The organism is Variovorax sp. PBL-E5 (genome assembly GCF_901827185.1).
Classification (GTDB): Bacteria; Pseudomonadota; Gammaproteobacteria; order Burkholderiales; family Burkholderiaceae_C; genus Variovorax.
The window spans coordinates 1,486,777-1,507,538 of record NZ_LR594671.1; the positions used below are offsets into that span (position 1 = coordinate 1,486,777).

General features: G+C 66.0%; 24 protein-coding genes. 13 read left to right on the forward strand and 11 right to left on the reverse strand.

Annotated elements, in window-relative coordinates; genetic code table 11:
- Positions 1 to 5 precede the first annotated feature (5 nt).
- Complete coding sequence (locus tag WDLP6_RS07260) at positions 6 to 518, reverse strand: nucleoside deaminase (RefSeq protein WP_162591792.1); 513 nt, start codon at positions 516 to 518, stop codon at positions 6 to 8.
- Between the two features lie 135 nt (positions 519 to 653).
- Between WDLP6_RS07260 and WDLP6_RS07265 the strand changes: the two genes are divergently transcribed.
- The 4 genes from WDLP6_RS07265 (at position 654) to WDLP6_RS07280 (ending at position 4,426) form a co-directional block, all read left to right on the forward strand.
- Positions 654 to 1,052, forward strand: a complete 399-nt coding sequence (locus WDLP6_RS07265) for an OsmC family protein (protein WP_162591793.1) — start codon at positions 654 to 656, stop codon at positions 1,050 to 1,052.
- 124 nt (positions 1,053 to 1,176) lie between these two features.
- Positions 1,177 to 2,109, forward strand: coding sequence for an amidohydrolase family protein (locus WDLP6_RS07270; protein ID WP_162591794.1), 933 nt, complete (start codon positions 1,177 to 1,179; stop codon positions 2,107 to 2,109).
- Positions 2,110 to 2,124: 15 nt separating this feature from the next.
- Complete coding sequence (locus tag WDLP6_RS07275; RefSeq protein WP_162591795.1) at positions 2,125 to 3,039, forward strand: amidohydrolase family protein; 915 nt, start codon at positions 2,125 to 2,127, stop codon at positions 3,037 to 3,039.
- A gap of 10 nt (positions 3,040 to 3,049) precedes the next feature.
- Positions 3,050 to 4,426, forward strand: coding sequence for a UbiD family decarboxylase (locus WDLP6_RS07280; protein WP_162591796.1), 1,377 nt, complete (start codon positions 3,050 to 3,052; stop codon positions 4,424 to 4,426).
- Positions 4,427 to 4,435: 9 nt separating this feature from the next.
- On the opposite strand, the gene WDLP6_RS07285 is transcribed toward WDLP6_RS07280, so the two are convergent.
- Positions 4,436 to 4,750 (reverse strand): EthD family reductase, encoded by a 315-nt coding sequence (locus WDLP6_RS07285; RefSeq protein ID WP_162566415.1) that lies wholly within the window; start codon positions 4,748 to 4,750, stop codon positions 4,436 to 4,438.
- A gap of 92 nt (positions 4,751 to 4,842) precedes the next feature.
- Between WDLP6_RS07285 and WDLP6_RS07290 the strand changes: the two genes are divergently transcribed.
- Positions 4,843 to 5,307, forward strand: coding sequence for an EVE domain-containing protein (locus WDLP6_RS07290; protein ID WP_162591797.1), 465 nt, complete (start codon positions 4,843 to 4,845; stop codon positions 5,305 to 5,307).
- Between the two features lie 20 nt (positions 5,308 to 5,327).
- Here WDLP6_RS07290 and WDLP6_RS35010 read toward each other — a convergent pair whose 3' ends face one another.
- The 3 genes from WDLP6_RS35010 to WDLP6_RS07305 all read right to left on the reverse strand — a co-directional run bounded on the left by WDLP6_RS35010 (position 5,328) and on the right by WDLP6_RS07305 (position 6,754).
- Positions 5,328 to 5,567, reverse strand: a complete 240-nt coding sequence (locus tag WDLP6_RS35010) for a DUF4166 domain-containing protein (RefSeq protein ID WP_443083400.1) — start codon at positions 5,565 to 5,567, stop codon at positions 5,328 to 5,330.
- Between the two features lie 349 nt (positions 5,568 to 5,916).
- Positions 5,917 to 6,306: an FAD-dependent oxidoreductase gene (locus tag WDLP6_RS07300; RefSeq protein WP_162591799.1), complete on the reverse strand. Its 390-nt coding sequence runs from the start codon at positions 6,304 to 6,306 to the stop codon at positions 5,917 to 5,919.
- 25 nt (positions 6,307 to 6,331) lie between these two features.
- Positions 6,332 to 6,754 (reverse strand): PaaI family thioesterase, encoded by a 423-nt coding sequence (locus WDLP6_RS07305; protein ID WP_162591800.1) that lies wholly within the window; start codon positions 6,752 to 6,754, stop codon positions 6,332 to 6,334.
- 149 nt (positions 6,755 to 6,903) lie between these two features.
- Between WDLP6_RS07305 and WDLP6_RS07310 the strand changes: the two genes are divergently transcribed.
- Both WDLP6_RS07310 and WDLP6_RS07315 read left to right on the forward strand, forming a co-directional pair.
- A complete protein-coding gene (locus WDLP6_RS07310) occupies positions 6,904 to 7,581 on the forward strand; it encodes a Vgb family protein (protein WP_162591801.1) in 678 nt (225 codons plus the stop codon).
- 53 nt (positions 7,582 to 7,634) lie between these two features.
- Positions 7,635 to 8,201, forward strand: a complete 567-nt coding sequence (locus WDLP6_RS07315; RefSeq protein WP_162566420.1) for a hypothetical protein — start codon at positions 7,635 to 7,637, stop codon at positions 8,199 to 8,201.
- Between the two features lie 212 nt (positions 8,202 to 8,413).
- Here the strand turns inward: WDLP6_RS07315 and WDLP6_RS35015 are convergent, their stop codons facing one another.
- Complete coding sequence (locus WDLP6_RS35015; RefSeq protein WP_232076986.1) at positions 8,414 to 8,575, reverse strand: hypothetical protein; 162 nt, start codon at positions 8,573 to 8,575, stop codon at positions 8,414 to 8,416.
- Here WDLP6_RS35015 and WDLP6_RS07320 point away from each other — a divergent pair.
- The 6 genes from WDLP6_RS07320 to WDLP6_RS07345 are packed head-to-tail and all read left to right on the forward strand — an operon-like array spanning position 8,547 to position 15,228.
- On the forward strand, positions 8,547 to 9,047 hold the full coding sequence (locus WDLP6_RS07320; RefSeq protein ID WP_443083445.1) for a GspH/FimT family pseudopilin: 501 nt from the start codon (positions 8,547 to 8,549) through the stop codon (positions 9,045 to 9,047). The two genes, WDLP6_RS35015 and WDLP6_RS07320, sit on opposite strands and share 29 nt — an antisense overlap.
- A gap of 16 nt (positions 9,048 to 9,063) precedes the next feature.
- Entirely contained in the window at positions 9,064 to 9,597 is a 534-nt protein-coding gene (pilV, locus tag WDLP6_RS07325) for a type IV pilus modification protein PilV (RefSeq protein WP_162591802.1), read from the forward strand.
- On the forward strand, positions 9,594 to 10,682 hold the full coding sequence (locus WDLP6_RS07330; RefSeq protein WP_162591803.1) for a PilW family protein: 1,089 nt from the start codon (positions 9,594 to 9,596) through the stop codon (positions 10,680 to 10,682). Before pilV ends, WDLP6_RS07330 begins: the two co-directional genes overlap by 4 nt.
- A complete protein-coding gene (locus WDLP6_RS07335) occupies positions 10,682 to 11,182 on the forward strand; it encodes a pilus assembly PilX family protein (protein WP_162591804.1) in 501 nt (166 codons plus the stop codon). The genes WDLP6_RS07330 and WDLP6_RS07335 overlap by 1 nt, the downstream gene beginning before the upstream one ends.
- Positions 11,183 to 11,195: 13 nt before the next feature.
- On the forward strand, positions 11,196 to 14,771 hold the full coding sequence (locus tag WDLP6_RS07340) for a pilus assembly protein (protein WP_232076988.1): 3,576 nt from the start codon (positions 11,196 to 11,198) through the stop codon (positions 14,769 to 14,771).
- A gap of 7 nt (positions 14,772 to 14,778) precedes the next feature.
- Positions 14,779 to 15,228: a type IV pilin protein gene (locus WDLP6_RS07345; protein WP_162591805.1), complete on the forward strand. Its 450-nt coding sequence runs from the start codon at positions 14,779 to 14,781 to the stop codon at positions 15,226 to 15,228.
- A gap of 10 nt (positions 15,229 to 15,238) precedes the next feature.
- On the opposite strand, the gene WDLP6_RS07350 is transcribed toward WDLP6_RS07345, so the two are convergent.
- Genes WDLP6_RS07350 through WDLP6_RS07370 form a run of 5 tightly spaced genes read right to left on the reverse strand, consistent with a single transcriptional unit; the run spans position 15,239 to position 20,586 of the window.
- Positions 15,239 to 15,859 carry a UbiX family flavin prenyltransferase gene (locus tag WDLP6_RS07350; RefSeq protein WP_162591806.1) on the reverse strand — a complete coding sequence of 207 codons (621 nt, stop codon included), beginning with the start codon at positions 15,857 to 15,859 and terminating at the stop codon, positions 15,239 to 15,241.
- Positions 15,860 to 15,876: 17 nt separating this feature from the next.
- Positions 15,877 to 16,938: a CobW family GTP-binding protein gene (locus WDLP6_RS07355; RefSeq protein ID WP_162591807.1), complete on the reverse strand. Its 1,062-nt coding sequence runs from the start codon at positions 16,936 to 16,938 to the stop codon at positions 15,877 to 15,879.
- A 14-nt stretch (positions 16,939 to 16,952) separates the two neighbouring features.
- Positions 16,953 to 19,247: a xanthine dehydrogenase family protein molybdopterin-binding subunit gene (locus tag WDLP6_RS07360; RefSeq protein ID WP_162591808.1), complete on the reverse strand. Its 2,295-nt coding sequence runs from the start codon at positions 19,245 to 19,247 to the stop codon at positions 16,953 to 16,955.
- Entirely contained in the window at positions 19,244 to 19,726 is a 483-nt protein-coding gene (locus WDLP6_RS07365; RefSeq protein WP_162591809.1) for a (2Fe-2S)-binding protein, read from the reverse strand. Before WDLP6_RS07365 ends, WDLP6_RS07360 begins: the two co-directional genes overlap by 4 nt.
- Positions 19,723 to 20,586: an FAD binding domain-containing protein gene (locus tag WDLP6_RS07370; protein WP_162591810.1), complete on the reverse strand. Its 864-nt coding sequence runs from the start codon at positions 20,584 to 20,586 to the stop codon at positions 19,723 to 19,725. The genes WDLP6_RS07365 and WDLP6_RS07370 overlap by 4 nt, the downstream gene beginning before the upstream one ends.
- Positions 20,587 to 20,762: the final 176 nt, after the last annotated feature.

A 20,762-nucleotide genomic window follows, 5' to 3' on the forward strand; every position in this document is an offset into this window, starting at 1 on the left:
GCGGCTCAGCCTTCCCACGCACCCACGTGCGCGGCGCTCGCCTCGTCGAGCAGCGCCGGTCCGATGCATTCGACCGCATGCGGCGAGGACTGGAGGATGTCGCGGCACGACAGCACGCCATCGCGCGCGTCGCCGCGAAACGCGCGCAGCCGTGCGCCATCGATGCCGAACACCACGCGGCCGATGTCGGACCAGAAGATCGCGCCCGCGCACATCACGCAGGGTTCGCCGGACGCGTACAGCGTGGCGCCGGCCATTTCCTCGCTCGGCAGCTTGCGCTCGCTCAGCATGCGAACGACGTTGAGTTCGGCGTGGCCGGTGAGGTCGCCGGTCTCGGCCGTGTTGCAGTAGGCCTCGGCCAGCACCTCGCCGGTGGCCGACACCACCAGCGCGCCGAAGGGCCGGTTGCCGCGCCGCCGTGCCGCATGCGACCAGACGATGGCCTTGCGCAGGTAGCGGCCGTCGCGTTCGTCGAGCTGGACTTCGGCGGGAAAGGTGGGTGGAGGAGGTGAACTCATGCTTTCATGCTACGTGGGCCGCGCGCCGGGGGCGCCGCAGGGTCGAAATGACCGAATCAGGCACTTTGACTTTAGCGCACCGCGCGGATGCGGGCGCGGCTACCATCCGGCCCACTTTCCAACCAGGAGAATTCCATGAGCATCACGGTCCGGCGCGACGGCCTCCATGGCACGCAGCACACCCTGCGCATTCGCGATCATCAGATCACGGTCGACGCTGCCGAGGCCGCGGGCGGCCACGATGCCGGTCCGCAGCCGCACGATCTGTACGACGCCTCGCTCGGTGCCTGCAAGGCGCTGACGGTGCTGGTCTACGCGCAGCGCAAGAACATTCCGGTGGAGGACATCGAGGTGGTGGTGGCGCGCGACGACAGCGAGGAGCGCAAGGGCGTCTACCGGCTCAACACCACGCTGCGCGTCACTGGCGCGCTCAGCGAGGAACAGCGGCAGGAGCTGCTGCGCGTGGCGGGCAAGTGCCCGCTGCATCGGCTGATGACGGAGGTCAGGACGGAGATCGAGACGCGCCTGGTCTGAGGCCGCAGCGCTGCAGCCGCTTCATTGCAGTCATTGAAAGAGCCGATGAATATATAAAGATTCACCCGTTTACCGATCAAAGGTCCGCTGCGAGCATTCGTTCATCGAACCCGCAGAGGACACCATGATCATCGATACCAGCTGCTATCCCACCAACCTCGTCGACCTCGCGTGGCGCCATGACGGCGAGCCCTTCACCGGCGAGCGCCTGATCCGCATGCTGGACGGGCCCTACACCATCAACGGCAAGCCGCGGCGCATCGACCGCGCCTTCATCCAGCCGCCGCAGGGCAACACCATCTACACCTGGACCGACGGCGAGCAGACCGGCCGTGAGGCGATCGACGCCTACATGGCCTACACGCTGGAGATGGTGCAGAAGTACCCCGAGCGCTTCATCGGCTGCTTCGTCTACAACCCGCGCTGCGGCGTGCAGAACGGCGTCGAGGCGATCGAGCGCTATGCCACCGAGCACGGCTTCAAGATGGTCCAGCTGCAGGCCAACATGCATGCCTACCGGCCCGACCGCGCGCTCGACTGGGTGCGGCCCGCGCTGCAGAAATGCGCCGAGCTCGGCCTGCTGGTCAAGCTGCACATCGGCGACGGGCCCTACAGCATCCCGACCGAATGGGTGCCGATGATCAAGGAGTTTCCGAGCGTCAACTTCATCATGGCGCACTTCGGCGTGCAGACCGGCGGCGTGTACTGCTTCGAGCCTTTCCAGTGGGCGCAGGAACTGCCCAACGTGTACTGCGAATCGGGCTGGTGCCTGCAGTCGCGCATCGTCGAGTTCGCCAAGGTGCTGCCCAAGCACAAGATCCTCTACGGCTCGGACACGCCGCCCAACGAACCCGGCATGTGGCTGCGTCTCTTGGAAGTGCTTTGCCACGAGCCGCCGCAGGGCCTGAGCCTCGACGAGGACTCGCTCGAGGACTACCTCGGCAACAACCTGGCGCGAATGATCGGCATCGAACCGAGCCCGCCGCCGCGCAGCTTCGAGGAGGCTCGCGACCGCCTGGCCGACGCCGCCGAAAAGGCCCCCGTCACCACGCGCTGAACCCGGAGACCCGCAATGATCATCGACACCCACCTGCATCCCACCAACCTGGTCGACGAGGCCTGGCGCCACACCGGCACGCCCTTCAACGGCGAGCGCATGCTCAAGCTGATGGATGGCCCCTACATGATCAACGGCAAGCCGCGCCGCATCGACATGGGCTTCATCCAGCCGCCGCCCGGCAACACCGGCTACCGCGACGGCAACCGGCGCGGGCGCGAAGGCATCCGCGACTACATGGCCTACATCGCCGAGCTGACGCAGAAGTACCCGGACCGCTTCATCGGCAACTTCACCTTCAACCCGCGCTGGGGTCCGGAGAACGGCGCCGAGGAACTGGAGTTCCACATCAAGGAGTACGGCTTCAAGATGCTGAAGCTGCACGCCAACATGCACGGCTACCGGCCCGACCGCGCGCTCGACTGGCTGCGCCCCGCGATGAAGGTCTGCGCCAAGTACAACATCGTGGTGCTGATCCATACCGGCGACGGGCCGTACACGATCCCGACCATGTTCTATCCGATCATCCGCGAGTTCCCGATGGTGAATTTCATCATCGGCCACTTCGGCATCCAGACCGGCGGCAACTATTCCTTCGAGGCCTTCTGGATGGCGATGGACACGCCCAACGTGGTGTGCGAGTCGGGCTGGTGCTTCCAGTCGCGCATCGTCGAGTTCGCGAAGCAACTGCCGCGCCACAAGATCGTGTTCGGCACCGACTCGCCGCCCAACGAACCCGGCATGTGGCTGCGCGAACTCGAGGTGCTGTGCTCGCCCGCGCCGCAGGGCATGGACCTCGACGAGGACGGTCTCGAGGACTACATGGGCAACAACATCGCGCGGCTGTGCGGCATCAAGACGACGCCGCCGCCGAAAGATCTCGACGACGCCAAGCGGCGCATGACGGACACGTATGCGGGCGTGAAATAGGGCCGCTGTCGTGACCGCGACGACGGCCGTGTCCGCGCAGGACTTCCAGAGCTGGCTGACCGGCTATCGCGCGGCGCATGCCGACGATGTGCTGGTGATCGATCAGGCCGTGAGCGCCGACCAGGAGATCACGGCCGTCGTGCAGGCGCTCGCGCGCGAAGGCCGGCATCCGCTGGTGCTGTTCGAGCAGGTCGATGGGCTGTCGGTGCCGGTCGCGACCAATGTGTTCGCCTCGCGCGAGCGCGTCGCGCGGCTCTTCGGCGTCGAGCCTGTGCAATTGCACCAGGCTTATCAGGCGCGAACGCGCAAGCTGCTGGCGCCGCGCGTACTCGCCTCGGGCCCGGTGTGCGACGAGGTGAGCGAAGGCGACATCGATCTGCGCACGCTGCCCTTGCTCAAACACTTCGAGACCGACCGCGCGCCCTACATCACCAACGCGGTCCTGATCTCGGAGCATCCCGACACGGGCTGCGGCAACATGAGCTACCACCGCTCGATGCTGCATTCGCCGACCGAGATTGCGACCAGCCTGCATTCGCGCGGCGACCTGTGGCGCCTGTTGCAGATCGCGATCGAGCGCGGCCGTCCGATGCCGGTGGCGATGGTGATCGGTGCCCATCCGCTCTTCATGCTGGCCGCGTCGGCGCGCGTGCCCTTCGACGTCGATGAGCGCGAGGTCGCCGGCGGCCTGCTCGGCGCGCCGCTGGACGTGGTGCGCACGCCGCGTCACGGCATCGCGGTGCCGGCCTCGGCCGAGTTCGTGCTCGAAGGCGTGATCGATCCGACGGCCAAGGTCGACGAAGGTCCATTTGGCGAATTCACCGGCTACTCGTCGGACCGCTCGACCAACAACCTCTTGCGCGTCGAGACGATCATGCGCCGGCGTGCGCCAATGCTGGTCGACGTGGTCGGCGGCAACTCGGCCGAGCACCTGAACCTCGCGCGCATCCCGCGCGAATCGGAGATGGTCGAGAAGCTGATGCAGCGCTTTCCGAGCGTCACGGCCTTGCACTACCCGAACTCGGGCACCCACTTCCATGCCTACGTGGCGCTGAAGCAGATGCGCGCCGGCGAGGCGCGCCAGGTGATGCTGGGGCTGCTCGGCTGGGACCCGTACCTCAAGACCGTGATCGCGGTCGACCCCGATGTCGACGTGACGCGCGATGAGGAGGTGCTGTGGGCACTGGCCACGCACTTCCAGCCGCACCGCGACCTGGTCGTGATCGATGGCTTGCCGGGCAGCGCGCTCGACCCGTCGGCCTCGGGCGTCGGCACCACCTCGCGCATGGGGCTCGATGCGACGCGCGGCCCGGATTTCCACGGCGTGCGCGCGCAACTGTCGCCGCAGGCGCTGGAGCGCGCAGCGCAGATCCTGGCGGGCCGGTAGGCGAGGGCCTCAGCCCACCACCACTTCGCTGATCTGCATCACCGGCTTCAGGTCGGTGTAGTTCGCGATGTCGCCCATGATCTCCTTCATGTGCGGGCCGAAGGCCGCCTGGAAGGCCTCGACCGAATCGCAGAAGATGTGGCACATGCCGACATAGACCGGCGGCGAGCCCGGCGCGCCGCCGGCCAGGCCGCGGTCGATCGTGTAGGACTTGCAGGCCTCGCCCATGCGGCTCTTGAGCAAAGGCATGTGCTTGTCGCGGTAGTAGGCGTGGTCGAAACGCGCACCGTCGGTGTGGGGGTACATCACGCTGACTTTGATCATGACGGGTTCTCGTAGTGACAGGTCTGCGAGCATAGGGGCACGCACGGCGGGAAACAAGCCGGCTATATTGGCGAAAAACCCGCGAACCTGCCATGACCCAGTACTGGTTGATGAAATCCGAGCCCGACGAATGCTCGATCGACGATGCGCTGGCCGCGCCCCATGCGACCGTGCCGTGGACCGGTGTGCGCAGCTACCAGGCGCGCAACTTCATGCGCGATGCGATGAAGGTCGGCGACGGCGTGCTGTTCTATCACTCGAGCTGCCCCGAGCCCGGCATCGTCGGCATCGCGCGCGTGGCCTCGGGCACGCGGCCCGATCCGACGCAATTCGATCCGAAGTCGCCTTACCACGATGCGGCCTCCAAAGTCGAAGACCCGCGCTGGCTGCTGCTGGACGTGCAGGCGCTGCGCAAGACCCGCCTGCTGGGCCTGCCCGAGCTGCGCGCGACGCCCGCGCTGGCCGACATGCTGGTGCTGCGCAGGGGCAATCGCCTGTCGATCACGCCGGTCGATGCGGCGCACTGGCGCTTGATCGTCGAGAAAATGCTGGCCTGAGGCGGCAGCCAAGGCGACGGTCATGCCTGTTCGGGTGGGTCGATGCGCAGGTGGCCGCGGTAGCTCGTGACGGTGCCGACGAGCGGCAATGACGCTCGAACGCGAAAATGCAACCGATCGCCGTCGCCGGTCTCCTCTGCAACGAGGCGTGGCAGCAGCCAGCGCGGACACGGAACGCCCAGAAAGCGCAATCCTCGCAGATGCATCTCGAGCCTGCCGCCGGCTTCGCGCAGATCGAAGTCGAGACGGGCAGCACCCAATTGAGTCCTGCGGCGCCATCGCATGCTCGCTCGCTCGCTTGCCACGCCGCATGGCGATCGCCGCGCAGACTCGCAGAAAAGGAAAGGCGCACGGCACGGCCCGAGACCCCGGTCGGCAGCAGCCCCATCATTTCCGACGTTCCTCGCAGGCGCTGGCGCAGCGCCCGCGGTTCGTCCCACGCGGGAACCCAGAACTGGCCCCACAGAGCACCCCATGGGTAGGTCCCCGCGGCGCCTGCAAGGCCGACGCTTTCCCTCAGGCGCGAAGCCGCGCCGTCGGCAATGGCGAAGAGGTCGAATTCCGCAGTCCCCCGAGGCGTCATCGCCCGCGAGCGTCCTTCGGCCGCTGTCAGCGATTCGACCTCGCATCCGAAAGAAAAGCGCACCCCGGCCGCCAACGCTTGGCGGTAGAGAACCTGGGCCAGCGCAGCCCGGCTGACGGCACGCGCCGGCGAGTCCTGGTAGTTGAATCGACCACGCGCCAGCCGCGGTGGCTGGCGCCGAGGAGCCGCTCGATGGGAACGCTGACGTGGTCGAACGCGCGCCGCACGCCCAGCGCATCGAGCGCGTGCAGGCCCTGCGGCTGGATGAGGAGCCCGGCGCCGAGCGGCTCGAGCGTGGGATGCTTTTCGAACACCTCGATCCGATGACCGAGGCGGCTCAACGCGATGGCGGTGGCCAGACCGGCCGGGCCAGCGCCGGCAATGCCGATGTTCAGGGTCGTGGGTGGCTGTTGCATGCGGCGATGAATCCGGCCAGCCGCATCACCGCCGGACATTGACGATGGTGGCCTGCATGAGGGCCACCACCTTGTGGGCATCCCCGGTTCCAGAGAAGGCTCGGACTTCGCCCACGCAGACCGTGAGGAGCTTGCCGGAATTCTGCACCCGCCCGATGGCCAGGAAGCGCTCCCCGAGGGCCGGCCGCAGGAAGTTGATCTTGAACTCCGCGGTGACAACCTCGAATTCGGATGGCGCCTTCGTCAACGCGGCATAGCCGCATGCGCTGTCGACGATGCTGGTGATCGCGCCCGCATGCACATAGCCGAGTTGCTGTGAAAGCCCGGTGGCGAACGGCATCTCGATGTGGACCTCGCCATCCGCGACCCGTGCGAGCCTTGCACCAAGGGTCGTCATCAGCCCTTGTGCATCGAAGCTGTCCGTGATTCTTCTCTGTATTTCGTTCATCGGGGTATGAAGTGCATCGGGCTGGATGGTGTTTCGTCGAAGGCCGGCCGTGGACCGGATTCACGACGACATTGTTACTCCCCGCGGCGCTGCCACCTGGTTAGAGTGACTGGACGGCGCCGTCCCTGGTGTGCCGCAAGGAGCCAGCGATGACAGGCAAGACGAGCAGGAACAGACCCCAGCCATCGGTGCATGCGGCCGAGATCGTGCGCGAATACGGCCCCTTCGCCGGCGCCGCCCAGGTCCACGGCGTCAGCCACGACGGCTTCAACGTGTGGGCCGCGACCGGCGCCCAGCTGGTTGCCTTCGATCCCGCGAGTGGCGAGCCCACGCGCACGCTGGCCCATGCCGGAGATGCCGGCACCGCCTTCGACGGCACCTACCTCTATCAGATCGCCGAGGCGCGCATCGACAAGATCGATCCGGCCACCGGCGAGGTGCTGGCGTCGATCCCGGCGCCCGGCCACGGCTATGACTCGGGGCTCGCATGGGCCGAGGGCAGCCTGTGGGTGGGCCAGTACCGCGATCGCAAGATCCACCAGATCGATCCGGCGACCGGTGCCGTCGTGCGCACCATCGAGTCCAACCGCTTCGTCACCGGCGTGACCTGGGTCGACGGCGAGCTGTGGCACGGCACATGGGAAGGCGACGAGAGCGAGATCCGCCGCCTCGATCCGCAGAGCGGCGCCGTGCTCGATCGGCTGGAGATGCCGCGCGGCACTGGCGTCAGCGGCCTCGAGTCCGATGGGGCGGAGCTCTTCTATTGCGGCGGCGGCGCGAGCGGCAAGGTTCGCGCCGTGCGGCGTCCGAAGCGAGTCGCCTCGTGAGCGCCTGCCACGCGGATGCCCGACGCCGGGCAGCCTGACATCGGACGCGCATCATGGCAAGCCTCTGGCCCTGGCTCGCGGTCGCAGGGGTCGGCGCTCTGCACGGGCTGAATCCCGCCACCGGCTGGATGGCCGCCGCGGCCTGGGGCGTGCGTTCGCGCGATCGGATGCAGGCGCTGCGGGCGCTGATGCCGATCGCGGCCGGGCATGCCGTCTCGGTCGCGCTGGTGGCCGGCGCGGTGGCGCTCGGCTTGTCGATGGACCGTGTCGTGATGCAGGCGGTGGCGGGCGGGCTGCTGGTCGTCGTGGTGGCGCTTCATCTGTCGGGCCGCAGGGTCCGGCTGCCGGGGGCGCCGGCAGGGCGTGCGGGGCTGGCGCTCTGGTCCTTCATGATGTCCACCGCGCACGGTGCCGGTCTGATGCTGGTGCCGGCGCTGATCCCGCTGTGCATGAGCGGGACGCCGGCCCGCGAGATCACCGCATCGGGCTCGCTGCTGCTGGCGCTCGCGGCGGTCGGTCTTCACACGGCGGCGATGCTCGCCGTCACCGGCGTGATGGCTGCCGCGGCCTGCCGCGGCTTTGACGCGGGCGCTCGCCTGCTTCGACGCCACCGGCGATAGCCGCCAGGCTTTCTCATCCTTGCTGGCGTGGCGCTCCGCCATGGAGCGATTCAGGAAATCGCCCCATTTCCGCCAATTTGTTCCACCGCTTTCTCGCCAATTGTCGCGCGCGTCAGGTGCTCGATCCGGGCGATGCCTAAGCTCGCGTCGCCTCATCCAATGAGGCATGAGGTCCGCCCGCACAGAACGAACGACGAACACTGACTGATCCTTCAATTGCCGATGCCAATGCAGATGTATTCGCTCCATTGCCACACTGGCTGCGCTTCTCGCGCCTTCGGCATCCGTGGGCCGAAGGTCAAGGCCGCGTCGAAAGCCGCGCTCGCGGGCTTCACGTTGATCGAATTGCTGATCACGACCACCATCGTGGTCATTCTTCTGTCTCTCGCGGCACCGGCGTTTCAAGTCATGGTGATGAACAATCGTCTCACCGGACTGGCCGACAGCCTCGTCAACGCACTCAACTACGCACGCGGCTCGGCGCTGAAGGCGACCGTTCCGGCGCGCGTCTGCCCTGTCGGAGCACCCGGGTCCACCGCTTGCGGAACCGATTGGAGCGCAGGCTGGATGCTGGTCAGCGATCCGGATGGTTCGCCCTCGCTGCTCCAGCGATCGAGTGCGCCCGTGGCCGGCCCCGCGCTGTCCGCCACGGATGTCAACGGTCATTCGCTGGCCAGCGTGAGCTTCGACTCGCACGGACTGGCCAGCACGGCCGCGCATTTCAAGATCTGCGACGCCCGCGGCGCTGCCTATGCGCGATCGGTGCAGACAGTTGCCACCGGCTTCGTGCAGGTGGGCTCGACACCCGGCCAGGCGGCCTGGGGCGGCGCATTGACCTGCCCTTGAATGAACGGAGATCGCCATGGTTTCCCACCCGCATCAAAAAGGCTTTGCGCTGCTCGAAGTGCTCATCGCACTTCTGGTGTTGTCGTTCGGCCTGCTGGGCATTGCGGGCCTGCTGCTCGTGACGATGAAAGCCAACACGTCGAGCATCATGAAGCAGCAGGCAGTGCAACTGGCCTATGACGCCGTCGACCGTGCCCGTGCAAATCGGCAAGCGGCCCTGACCGGAAACTACGATGTCAACAACCTCGTCACGAGCGGAACGCCGACCTATCCGTCCGCGCCCGCGACGGACTGCGGCAGCGTCAGTTGCACGCCGGAGCAACTGGCGGCGTACGACACGTGGTACTGGCTGGGCAAGGACATCAAGGACATCGCCCGACTGCCCATGGGCAGCGGCTCCATCGTGACCCAGGCCTCGGGAAGCGACACGCTGGTGACGGTCACCGTGCAGTGGGACGACTCGCCGGCCTACCGGAAGCTCGGCGCTGCGTCGCCCAGCGCGGCAGGGCATCCGAGCATCGCGAACTTCGTGGTCACGACCTTGCTATGAAGAGCGCCTCGCATTCACAAAAGGGCCTTTCGCTCATCGAGATGATGATCGCCATCAGCCTCGGCATCCTGCTCGTCGGCGTCGTGGTCAGCGCCTATGTCGCGCAGTCGCAGGTCTACAAGGCTTCACAGGGACAAGCCGCCATTCAGGATGCAGACAACGCGATTGCCGGCCTCGTGGGTCCGACCGTGCGCGCGGCAGGATTCGCCGGATGCTCGTCGATCAGCGGCGCAGCCTCCAACCTGGTGCCCGGTGGGTCGCCGCCCTTGGGCAATCTGGCCAACGTATCCACGGGCGTGATGGGCTACGACGCCTCGAACACGGCGGGCGATGGCAGCACCCTGAGCATCGCGACGGACAACGCCAACAACGATGCCGACCCGTCCCACTGGTCGCCCTCGCTGGACGTGCAATTGGCAGGCCATGTGCTGCCGGGCAGCGACGTGCTGGTCGTTCTGGGCGCGGTCGCCGGCAGTGCCCCGACCGCGCTCACCAGCGGCGCCGGAGTTGCCGCAGGTCCGCTGCAGGTCAAGGATGCCAGCGCCATTGCGCCCGGCCAGTTCGCCGCGATATCCGACTGCGGCAAATCGACGATCTTTCTGAACACCGGCGCCGCCATCTCCCAGACCACCATCGCGCGCGACGCGGGTGCGGCCGCGTTGACCAACGCGGCTGCGACTTTCCCCGTGAACTATGGAGTGGGGGCACAAGTGATCCCGCTGAGTCAGACCGCCTTTTTCGTTTCGCACACCGACGCGGACCAAAGCGCGTTGATGCGCGCAACGCTCACCACCACCGGCTGGAATATCGAGCAATTGGTACCCGGCGTCGAGAGCATGCAGGTGCTCTACGGAAGCAATGCGAACTTCGTGATTGCGCAATACGTGCCAGCCGGCGCCGTGACCGATTGGACGGCGGTGTCCAGCGTGCGCTTGTCTTTCCTGATCGAAGGAAGGGCCGGCTCGGGGACAGGCGCCGCCGCGTCGCCCTACACGCTGCTGGGCACTGCCGTCACGCCGCCCGCCGACACGCGGCTTCGCCACGTGTACGAGATGACGATCAATCTGCGCAACGCCACGTCGTGATGAACGCCACGACGTCATCTTCACAGCGCGGTGCGGTGCTGCTGAGCACCGTGATGTTGCTCGTCATGCTCACCATTCTCGCTCTTGCAGCGTTTTCGCTGAACACGACGCAAACGCGTGTCGCCACGAATTCCGCGGACAGCATGGTGGCATTCCAGACGGCCGAGGGCACGCTCGCCCAGGTCGAGAACGCGTTGATCGGCGGAACCTATTCCGACAGCAGTTTTGCGGCAAACCAGAACGGGCTCTACATCCTCGACCCCACAGCCGATCCGGTTTGGAAGAACCCGGCCATCTGGACATCGACGAGCGCGGTGCTGCAAGGCTTTCAAGGCGGCTCGAATGCACCGTCAGCCTATGTGATCGAGAAGCTGCCGCCCGTGCCCAAGCCGGGCATCAGCACGAAGACAGCGATACGGGTGTACCGCATCACCGTGCGGGCGACCGGCAAGAGCGGAGGGTCTCCCGTGATGCTTCAAAGCACGGTGTCGCTTCAATAGGTGGACCAAGACCATGAAAACAATGCGCCGCGTTCGCTCGTGGGTACCCGGAATCCGCTGGTGGGGCATTCCCCTGGCGGTGCTGCTGTCGATGGGAGGAGGCCTGTTGGAGGCCATGGCTTCCAATCCGACATTGCTCATTTCGCAAGTGCCTCTCGCATTGACGACGCCTGGGCGTCCGCAGGTCGTCTTCGCCCTCGCCAATTCATCGTCGATGGACGGCATCCTGAGCGGCGCGATCATGACCGGATCGGGCATGCGAAGCATCCCGATCTATGCCGACTACGGTCTGGTATTCCCGATCGATGAGCTGGGCGGTTCGAGTTCGCCGGTGAACTATGCGGTACCCGCCGGCTTCACACCACCGCGGCAGCCTGCCGATTCCACCGGCATGGCGCCTTACACGGCCGTCGATGCCCAGGGTTGGCCAGTAGACAACGGGCCGAGCCGGTTGAACGTCGCCAAGGCCGGCATCATGGCGACCTTGCAGAGCTACTTGCAAAACACCGATTTCGGGTTGATGGACTACCAATCCGAGGCCGATGGGGTGTACCTGACATATGCCTACTACATGTCGCCGGACACCGGAGGCTTCGTCTACACCAACACCCAGGAACCAGGGAAGCGATACATCACCAACCCGTGCGCCAACTACAAGAGCAGCGCGACAACGCTGGTCGGCACCACTTGCGATTCCATCGCCAACAGCGGACTGGTGGACTCGGCGACGCTGTCAGGCAGCGCGTACGTGCAAATCGGGGCGTCGAGCGACGACCCGAATATCAACGATGTGTATTACCTGGGAACAGGGCTTGCGCCGGTCTTCTACAAATACGGAGAGCCGACGCCCAAGTCACCCTATCCGCCCTACTTCAAGCTGTCTGATTTCAACGCACGGCGAACCCTGATCAGCTATCCCAACACTGCGCCCGCTGGACAGCCCAATACATCGGTGCCTTCCAACGCAGGCTATGCCGCATACTCGTCGCAAATCCTGTATGCCCAGCGTGGCTTCGGGTTCAGTAAATATGCCTCTCCCGGAGATGGCCACGTCGTCGTTGACATGACCAAGCTCGGCGCCAATCCGGCGGCGACCGACGTCACGGCTGCACTCAACACCTTCTTGCCTTCTCTTCAGTCCGAATCCATGGACATCGACGCTCCGGATATCAAATCGGTAGCCAGCCAGTCCCCGATCGCGGGCCTGCTGACCGGCGTCAAATCGTATTTCGGCCGCGTGGCCCCGAACAGCGTCGGAGGATGTGCGCCCCAGCAATATGTGGTCCTGCTCTCGGACGGTCTTCCGACCATGGATCTGAGCGGCGGTGCATGGCCGCCATTGGGCAGTGCCGCGGCCGCTGGCTTCGGCATCACGGCCAACTTCAATGACGACGGTTCCCTGGCATCCACCAACAATCAGGCGGTGCACGACGCCATTGAAAGCACCAAGGCGCTTCGCAGCGTGGGCATCAAGACCTATGTCGTGGGTCTGGGAGCCGGTGTCGACCCGACGCTCAATCCACAAGCGGCCGCCACGCTGAAGGCGATCGCCGTCGCAGGTGGAACCGCCAACTACTATCCCGCGACGAGCCCTGCTGCTCTTGTCGACGACCTGAACGGCATTCTCGTCGCGGTGCAGAACGCAGCAGCGAGTTTGACCGCCTCTTCCGTGAACTCCAGCCATCTGCAAAGCGGCAGCGTCGAATACCAGGCGAATCTCGTTTCCAGCGATACGCCCTACCAGGATTGGACCGGCGATCTGTTCGCCAAGGCATTGGATCCGGCGACCGGCGCGCCGACCGGCGGACCGATCTGGTCGGCCCGGACCTTGCTCGATGCCCAGGCCGCAGGCACCGGCTGGTCTTCATCACGCCTGATCGCGACCTGGAACCCGGTGCTCAATGCCGGGGTGCCGTTCGAATGGCCGGGTAGCGCGGCCTCTTCGGGGATCAGTCCGGCCCAGCAGTCGCTGCTGCAGCCTTCCGACACTGCGGGCCAAAGTCGACTGGCCTATCTGCGCGGCGATACCTCCGGCGAAGCTCGCAATGGTGGAACATTCCGGAATCGATCCCACTTGCTGGGCGACATCGTCGACAGCCAGGCCGCGTATGTGGGTGCACCGAACGGAACCTATTTCTCGACCAGTTATTTCACCTTCCAATCCAGGCATGCCAACCGAGCCCCCATGCTCTATGTCGGCGCCAACGACGGCATGCTGCATGGGATCAATGCGAGCAACGGCAGCGAGCAGTTCGCGTTCGTTCCCAATGGCGTGTTCTCCAATCTCTACCAACTCAGCGCGCCGTTCTACAACCAGAGTCATCTGTTCTTCGTGGACGGGTCGCCGCAATCCGGCGACGTTCAATTCTCCGACGGCAGTTGGCACACGATGCTCGTCGGTGGCGAGAATGGCGGGGGACGCACGGTCTACGCGCTGGATGTGACCGACCCGTCGACGCTGACCAGCGAGACGGCTGTGGCAAACGCCGTGAAGTGGGAATTCAGCGACAGCGACATGGGGCTTTCCTACAGCCAGCCGACCATCGCAGCGATTGCGGCGTCGCCCAACTATGCGGTCTTCTTCGGCAATGGCTACAACAGCCCGTCCAATCACGCGATTCTCTTTGCGGTGAATCCGCAGACGGGCGAGACCATCGCCAAGATCGATCTGTGTTCCGCGTCAGGCGTCCCGTCGAATGCGTGCTCGGCGACCGCGCCCGAAGGGCTTTCCACGGTGAGTGTGGCCAACTCGGACGGGCTTCAGTCCGCGGCCATCACGAAGGTCTACGCGGGCGACCTGCAGGGCAATCTGTGGGCCATCGACGTGAGCAGTGCCACGCCCAGCGCATGGTCGGTCAAGCTGCTGTTCCAGGCGCGGGATGCAGCCGGAGCCGCGCAACCTATCACCACCGCGCCTGTCGTCACCTTGAATCCCCAGTATCCGCACATCGCCGGGCTTTTCGTGATGTTCGGTACCGGGCAGTTTCTGACGGCCAGCGACCTCTCGGGTACGCAGGTTCAATCCGTCTACGGGATATTGGACAGCCCGACGGGAAGCGGCTACCCCTACCAACGCAGCAATCTTCAATCGCAGACGCTGACCCTGGTCACGGCCGCGCAGTCCGGGCTGCCGCAGGACATTCTCACGGCCACGAATTCGAGAGTGGATTTCAGTAGCAAGGTGGGCTGGCATGACGATCTTCCCATTGCCGGACAGAGAGTCATGACGGACCCGCAATTGCTCAACGGTGCCTTCATCACCACCCTCAATACACCGCCTTCGACCAGTTGCGGAATTCGGGCGGCACCGGTGCTGCTGGAACTCAATTACGCCACTGGCGGCGCGTTCTCCCAGCCGCAGCTGGATGTCAACGGGAATCTCGTCATCGATCTGAACGACGCCTACAACGGTAGCAATCCTGTGGGCGTGGGCTTGGGCACTGCGGGATATGGCAGTTCACCGACGATTCTCGGGCCGAACAAGTCGAATCAGATGGTCAAGAACATCACGCTGTCGAATGGAACGCAGCCATCGATCCTCAACCCGAACAACAACACGCATTCCATCGCGTGGTGGCAGATCCAGTGACGATGCCATGAACGATTCATTTGCTTTCTCGAACACGCGCCCACGCCGCACGGCCATCTCCGGCTTCACGTTGCTGGAACTGATGATCACGCTCGCCATCGTGGCGCTGCTGACCGTCATCGCAATGCCTTCCTATCGCAGCTATGTATTGCGATCGCACCGCTCCGATGCCTACGCGGCCCTGACGCAGGATCAGGCGATTCTCGAACGTTGCTATGCGCAGAACTATTCGTACAGCCAGGCATGCGCCGCTTTGCCGGCCTTTCCGCAGACATCAGCGCAGAACTTCTACACCGTGGTGCTGACGCAAAGCGCGACCTCATACCTGCTTACCGCGACCCCGTCGGGATCTCAACTGGCCGATACCGCGTGCGCATCCCTCTCCATCGACCAGACGAACAGCAAGACGGCGCTCGACAGTCAAGGCGTGGCCAGCGCTTCATGCTGGGGACAATGAAACCCCCGACTCAGGCGTCGCCGTCTTCATTGGCCGGCGGCAACTGCGCATGCCGGCTGCTGCCCGACCAGCGCTTGACGCCCCCGGTGTCGATGTCGAACAGGTCGAGCACGCGGCCGAGCGTGTGGTCGATCATCTGTTCGAGATTCACCGGGCGCGCATAGAAGGCCGGCACCGGCGGCGCAACGATCGCGCCCATCTCGGTGACGGCCAGCATGTTGCGGATGTGGGCCAGGTTGAGCGGTGTCTCGCGCGCCAGCAGCACCAGGCGCTTGCGCTCCTTCAGCACCACGTCGGCCGCACGCGTGAGCAGCGAGGATGAATTCGCACTCGCGATCTCGGCCAGCGTCCGCATCGAGCAGGGCGCGATCACCATGCCGAGCGTGCGGTACGAGCCGCTGGAAATGCAGGCCGCCATGTCGTCGCTGCGATAGCAGTGGTCGGCAAGATCCGTCACGTCCTTGAGCTTCAGGTCGGTCTCGTAGGCCAGCGTGACCTGCGCCGACTTGCTGACGATCAGGTGGCTTTCGACATCGAGTTCTCGCAGCAGTTCGAGCAGCCGCACGCCGAGGATCGCGCCCGAGGCACCGCTGATGCCGACGATGATCCGACGCGGTGCCGTTTCATGCATGGCGAGTTCGTCGTGCCTCAGGCGGCAACGCTCATGGCATCGGTCTGCAGGCAGGCCTGCAGCACGAGGCGCAGCCGAAGCGGATCGAGCGCGCGTCCGATGAAGACGAACTTGCTCTCGGGCGCGGCTTCGCCCCAGCTCTCGGCCGGCCGCAGGTCGAGCACGCGGTGCACGCCCTGCAGCACATGGCGGCGCGGATGGCCGGCGATGGCGACGATGCCCTTCAGGCGGAAGATGTTCTCGCCATCGGCATCGAGCAGCTCGCGCAGCGCCTCTTCGAGCGCTTCGCGGCGGAAGGGTGCGTCGAACACCAGCGACACCGAGGCCACCGAAGGATCGTGTCGATGCCCACCGAGATCGAGAAAGTCGGCCTCGGTGACGAGTTGCGAGGCCGAGTCGAAACCGCTGATGCCGAGGATCTGCGTCAGGTCGACCTGCGCATGGTTGGAGCGCATCACCTGGCCGCCTTCGTTGAGTGTGCAGAGGCGCCGCTCGACGCGCTGCAGCGTCGCCTCGTCCACCAGGTCGGTCTTGTTGACGATGATGCGGTCGGCCGAGACGATCTGGTCGATCGCCTGGTTGTCGTGATCGCGCAATTGCGGATCGTCGAGATGGCTCTCGATGTGCAGCGCGTCGACCAGCGTCACGATGCCGTCGAGCCGCACGCGGCGCGCGACCTCGTTGTCCATGAAGAAGGTCGCGGCCACCGGCGTCGGATCGGCCAGGCCGCTGGTCTCGACCAGGATGTGATCGAAGGGCTCGGGCCGTGCGAGCAGCGTCTGCAGGATGCGCACGAGGTCGGTGCGCACATCGACCACGCAGCAGATGCAGCCGTTGGTCATCTGGAAGATTTCTTCCTCCGAGGTCATCACCAGGTCGGAATCGACATCGACCTCGCCGAACTCGTTCTCGATCACGGCGATGCGCAGGCCGTGCTTCTCGGTCAGGATGTGGTTGAGCAGCGTGGTCTTGCCGGCGCCGAGGAAGCCGGTGAGGATGGTCACCGGGACGGGTTGCGCGATGTCGACGGGCGCTGTATCGGTCGGCGCGTCGGCGCGTTGGGCATCGGGGAATCGCATGATGGTTTGCTCCTTCACTGCTGGGCCGCGAGGGCCTGCAGCACTTTCTCTGGCGTGATCGGGTAGCAGCGGAAGCGAACGCCGATGGCGTCGTAGATCGCGCTCGCGATCGCCGGGCCGATGGCCACGATCGGATCCTCGCCGACGCCCTTGGCGCCGAAGGGACCGCCGGGGTCGGGCGCGGTCTCCAGCATCACGGTGCGGATCGGCGGCATGTCCATCGACAGCGGCATCTTGTAGTCGACCAGGCTCGCGTTCAGCGAACGGCCGGTCGTCGTGTCGACCAGGTAGTCCTCGGTCAGCGTGTGGCCGATGCCCTGCTGGATGCCGCCCTCGATCTGTCCCGATGCAGCGACCGGATGGATCACCTTGCCGAACTCGTGCACCGGCACGACCTGCAGCACGTGCACCTGGCCGGTCTCGATGTCGACCGCGACCTCGACGAAATGCGCCGCGAAGGAATAGGACTTGGTCGGCATGTAGCTGCCGTGGCCGATGATGTGGGCCGACGGAATGCCGCGCGTCGGCGACACCGCTTCGCGCACCGTCAGGCCGCGCAGCGGATCCTCGCGCAGCACGATGCGGCCGTCGAGCCAGGTCAGCGCATTGGGTTCGGCTTCGAGCCGGATGGCCGCTTGTTGCATCACCTGCTGCCGCACTTCGGCGGCCGCCATCTGCGCGGCCCGGCCCACGAGGTAGGTGGTGTGGCTGGCGAAGGCGCCGATGTCCCAGGGCACGACGTCGGTGTCGCCATGCACCACGCTGACGTCCTCGAAGGGCAGGTGCAATTCCTCGGCGACGATCTGCGCCAGCGCGGTGTGCGCGCCGGTGCCGAGGCCGGCCGCGCCGGTGAGCAGGGTGGCGGTGCCGTCCTCGTTCATCTTGACGATCGCGTTGCCCTGTTCCTTGATGCCGGGGTAGGCGCTGGAGCCGTGCATCTCGCAGCCGATGCCCCAGCCGCGCCGCAGTGGACCGCTGGTGTCGCGCGGGCGGCGGCGCTGGGCTTCCCAGTCCACCTCGGCCATGCCGCGCACGACGCAGTCGGGCAAGCCGTGGCCGACGACCGGATGGCCCGAGGGCGCGATGTCGCCTTCGCGCACCACGTTCTGCAGCTTGAGTTGGGCCGGGTCCATGCCCAGGCGCGCGGCCGCCTCGTCCATCTGGATGTCGAGCGCGTAGTAGGTCTGCACCACGCCGTAGCCGCGGAAGGCGCCGGCAATCGGGTTGTTGGTGTAGACGCACAGGCCTTCGAGCTCGACGTTGTCGCAGCGGTAGAGCGAGCTCAGCGCGTTGGTGCCGACGGTGGTGACGCCCGGGCCGTGCGAACCGTAGGCGCCCGAGTTGTAGATCACGCGCGCCTGGCGCGCGGTGATGGTGCCGTCGTTCCTGAACCCCTGCTTGAGCCAGATGCTGGCCGGGTGCCGCGAGCGGCCGCCGAGGAAGGTCTCCTTGCGCGTGAATTCCATGCGCACCGGCTTGCGCGTCTCGCGCGCCAGCAGCGCGCAGAGGAACTCGTGCTGGAAAAGATCCTGCTTGGCGCCGAAGCCGCCGCCCATGTGATCGACCAGCACACGCACCCGGTGCAGCGGCACGCCGAGCACCTCGGCCAATGCGCCGCGCACCATGAAGGCAGTCTGCGTCGAGACCCAGCAGGTCAGCTTGTCGTTGCTGTCCCACTGGCAGACGCAGATGTTGGGTTCCATGTACGACGCGGTCGGGCGGCCGAGCTCGAACTCGCCCTCGATCACGAAGTCGGCCTCGGCGAAACCGCGCGCGATGTCGCCGCGTTTCACGATCACCGGCGGCAGCACCAGGTTGCCGCCGGGGCCGACGTCGTGCAGCAGCGGCGCGCCGGGCTGCATCGCGTCCTGTACCGTGAAGACGGCGGGCAGCGGCTCGTACTCGACCTCGATCAGGTCCAGCGCCTCTTCGGCGATCTCCTCGCTGATGGCCGCGACCACCGCGACGCCTTCGCCCCAGTAGCGCACCTTGGTGTCGAAGATGTACTGGTCCTTGGTGCACGAGGCCGAGCGCGGATGCGGCGAGCCATAGTGCAGCACGCGCGGCACGTTCTCGTGCGTCAGCACCGCCTTGACGCCGGGCAGCGCCAGCGCCTTGCTCGTATCGATGCGCACGACGCGCGCATGCGCGATCTTGCTGCGCAGCATCTTGCCGTGCAGCATGCCCGGCAGCGTGAGGTCGCCCGCGTACACGGCCTGGCCGGTGACCTTGTCGAGCAGGTCGCGCCGCTTGACGCTGTGGCCGATGACCTTGTGCGCCGGCTCGGCGAGATCGATGTCGCGCTTCATTGCACTTCCTCCTTGTGCGCGCAGGCGGTCTGCGAGATCGCCTCGATGATCTTGGTGTAGCCGGTACAGCGGCAGATGTTGCCGGCGAGCGCGAAGCGGATCTCGTCGGTGCTCGGGTTCGGGTTGTGGTCGAGCAGGGACTTGCCCATCATCAGGATGCCCGGCGTGCAGAAGCCGCACTGCGCCGCGCCGCAGCGCATGAAGTTGTCCTGCAGCGCATGCACATGGTCCGGCGCATGCTGCAGGCCCTCGATGGTCTCGACGCTGCGGCCCGCGACTTCGACGGCCAGCACCAGGCAGGCGTTGACCGGGTTGCCGTCGAGGATCACGGTGCAGGCGCCGCAGTCGCCGACATCGCAGCCTTTCTTGGTGCCGGTCAGCGTGGCCTCGTTGCGCAGCGTGTCGAGCAGGCTGCGGTAGGGCTCGACCACCAGCTCGCGCTCCTCGCCGTTGATGCGGACTTGAATCACTCGCTTCATTGCACGGCCTCCAGGGCCTGTGTCAGGGCCCGATGTGTGAGCACGCCGACCATGCGGCGCCGATAGTCGGCGCTGGCGCGCACGTCGGTGATGGGGCGCGATTCCTCGAGCGCCGCCTGCGCCGCCGCGGCGAACACGGCGTCGTTCGGCTTCTCGCCCATCAGCAATGCTTCGGCGCGCAGTGCGCGCAGCGGCGTCGGCGCGACGGCGCCGAGCACGATGCGCGCATGGCTCACGCGGCCCTCGTGCAGGCTCAGCGTGACGGCCACGCCCACGGTCGCCAGCTCCATCGCCTTGCGCCGGCCGTGCTTCAGGTAGGACTTGCCGGTGTGCGGCAGCGGCGCGGGGATCTGGAACTCGACCAGGATCTCGTCGCTCTGCAGCAGCGTGCGTCCCGGGCCGGTGAAGAAGTCCTCCAGCGCCACGTTGCGCCGGCCCTCGGCGCCTTCGAGCGTGGCGCGCGCGCCGTCGGCCACCAGCGGCGGCAGCGTGTCGGCCGAGGGCGAGGCGCGGCAGACATTGCCGCCGAGCGTCGCGCGGTTGCGCACCTGGATCGAGCCGAGCTCGCGCGCCGCGCTCATCAGGCCGCGGTAGTGCTGGCGCACGATGGGCGAGGTCTCGATCCTGCGTACCGTGACCAGCGCGCCGCAGCGCAGGCCGCTCTCGGCATCGAACGCGAGCCCGTCGAGGCCTGCGATCTTCTTCAGGTCGATCAGATGGGCCGGCCGGCGGATGTGTTCGCGGATCTCGACCAGCAGGTCGGTGCCGCCGGCGAACAGGCTCTTGGCGCCTTCGAGCCGGGCCATCAGCGCGATCGCTTCGGGGATCGTCTGCGGGTCGTTGTATTCGAATCGTCTCATCGTCTTTTGCCCCTGCGTACGTGGGTCGGTGATGACAATGGTGGCGATTGGCAGTTCATCGGTAAATATGCTTAAACGGATAAATTCATCGGCATTCACGATGAGCCACTCCAGACTTTCCCGAGTCGATCATTTCGAGGTCGCGTGCGGCCGCAGCTGTGGCTACCATCGGCTCA

Excerpts from the sequence above, each read along its gene's own strand:
- WDLP6_RS07260 (WP_162591792.1), bottom strand. The coding sequence starts at position 518 with ATGAGTTCACCTCCTCCACCCACCTTTCCCGCCGAAGTCCAGCTCGAC.
- WDLP6_RS07265 (WP_162591793.1), top strand. The coding sequence starts at position 654 with ATGAGCATCACGGTCCGGCGCGACGGCCTCCATGGCACGCAGCACACC.
- WDLP6_RS07270 (WP_162591794.1), top strand. The coding sequence starts at position 1,177 with ATGATCATCGATACCAGCTGCTATCCCACCAACCTCGTCGACCTCGCG.
- WDLP6_RS07275 (WP_162591795.1), top strand. The coding sequence starts at position 2,125 with ATGATCATCGACACCCACCTGCATCCCACCAACCTGGTCGACGAGGCC.
- WDLP6_RS07285 (WP_162566415.1), bottom strand. The coding sequence starts at position 4,750 with ATGATCAAAGTCAGCGTGATGTACCCCCACACCGACGGTGCGCGTTTC.
- WDLP6_RS07290 (WP_162591797.1), top strand. The coding sequence starts at position 4,843 with ATGACCCAGTACTGGTTGATGAAATCCGAGCCCGACGAATGCTCGATC.
- WDLP6_RS07300 (WP_162591799.1), bottom strand. The coding sequence starts at position 6,306 with ATGCAACAGCCACCCACGACCCTGAACATCGGCATTGCCGGCGCTGGC.
- WDLP6_RS07305 (WP_162591800.1), bottom strand. The coding sequence starts at position 6,754 with ATGAACGAAATACAGAGAAGAATCACGGACAGCTTCGATGCACAAGGG.
- WDLP6_RS07310 (WP_162591801.1), top strand. The coding sequence starts at position 6,904 with ATGACAGGCAAGACGAGCAGGAACAGACCCCAGCCATCGGTGCATGCG.
- WDLP6_RS07315 (WP_162566420.1), top strand. The coding sequence starts at position 7,635 with ATGGCAAGCCTCTGGCCCTGGCTCGCGGTCGCAGGGGTCGGCGCTCTG.
- WDLP6_RS35015 (WP_232076986.1), bottom strand. The coding sequence starts at position 8,575 with ATGACCACGATGGTGGTCGTGATCAGCAATTCGATCAACGTGAAGCCC.
- pilV (WP_162591802.1), top strand. The coding sequence starts at position 9,064 with ATGGTTTCCCACCCGCATCAAAAAGGCTTTGCGCTGCTCGAAGTGCTC.
- WDLP6_RS07330 (WP_162591803.1), top strand. The coding sequence starts at position 9,594 with ATGAAGAGCGCCTCGCATTCACAAAAGGGCCTTTCGCTCATCGAGATG.
- WDLP6_RS07335 (WP_162591804.1), top strand. The coding sequence starts at position 10,682 with ATGAACGCCACGACGTCATCTTCACAGCGCGGTGCGGTGCTGCTGAGC.
- WDLP6_RS07340 (WP_232076988.1), top strand. The coding sequence starts at position 11,196 with ATGAAAACAATGCGCCGCGTTCGCTCGTGGGTACCCGGAATCCGCTGG.
- WDLP6_RS07345 (WP_162591805.1), top strand. The coding sequence starts at position 14,779 with ATGAACGATTCATTTGCTTTCTCGAACACGCGCCCACGCCGCACGGCC.
- WDLP6_RS07350 (WP_162591806.1), bottom strand. The coding sequence starts at position 15,859 with ATGCATGAAACGGCACCGCGTCGGATCATCGTCGGCATCAGCGGTGCC.
- WDLP6_RS07355 (WP_162591807.1), bottom strand. The coding sequence starts at position 16,938 with ATGCGATTCCCCGATGCCCAACGCGCCGACGCGCCGACCGATACAGCG.
- WDLP6_RS07360 (WP_162591808.1), bottom strand. The coding sequence starts at position 19,247 with ATGAAGCGCGACATCGATCTCGCCGAGCCGGCGCACAAGGTCATCGGC.
- WDLP6_RS07365 (WP_162591809.1), bottom strand. The coding sequence starts at position 19,726 with ATGAAGCGAGTGATTCAAGTCCGCATCAACGGCGAGGAGCGCGAGCTG.
- WDLP6_RS07370 (WP_162591810.1), bottom strand. The coding sequence starts at position 20,586 with ATGAGACGATTCGAATACAACGACCCGCAGACGATCCCCGAAGCGATC.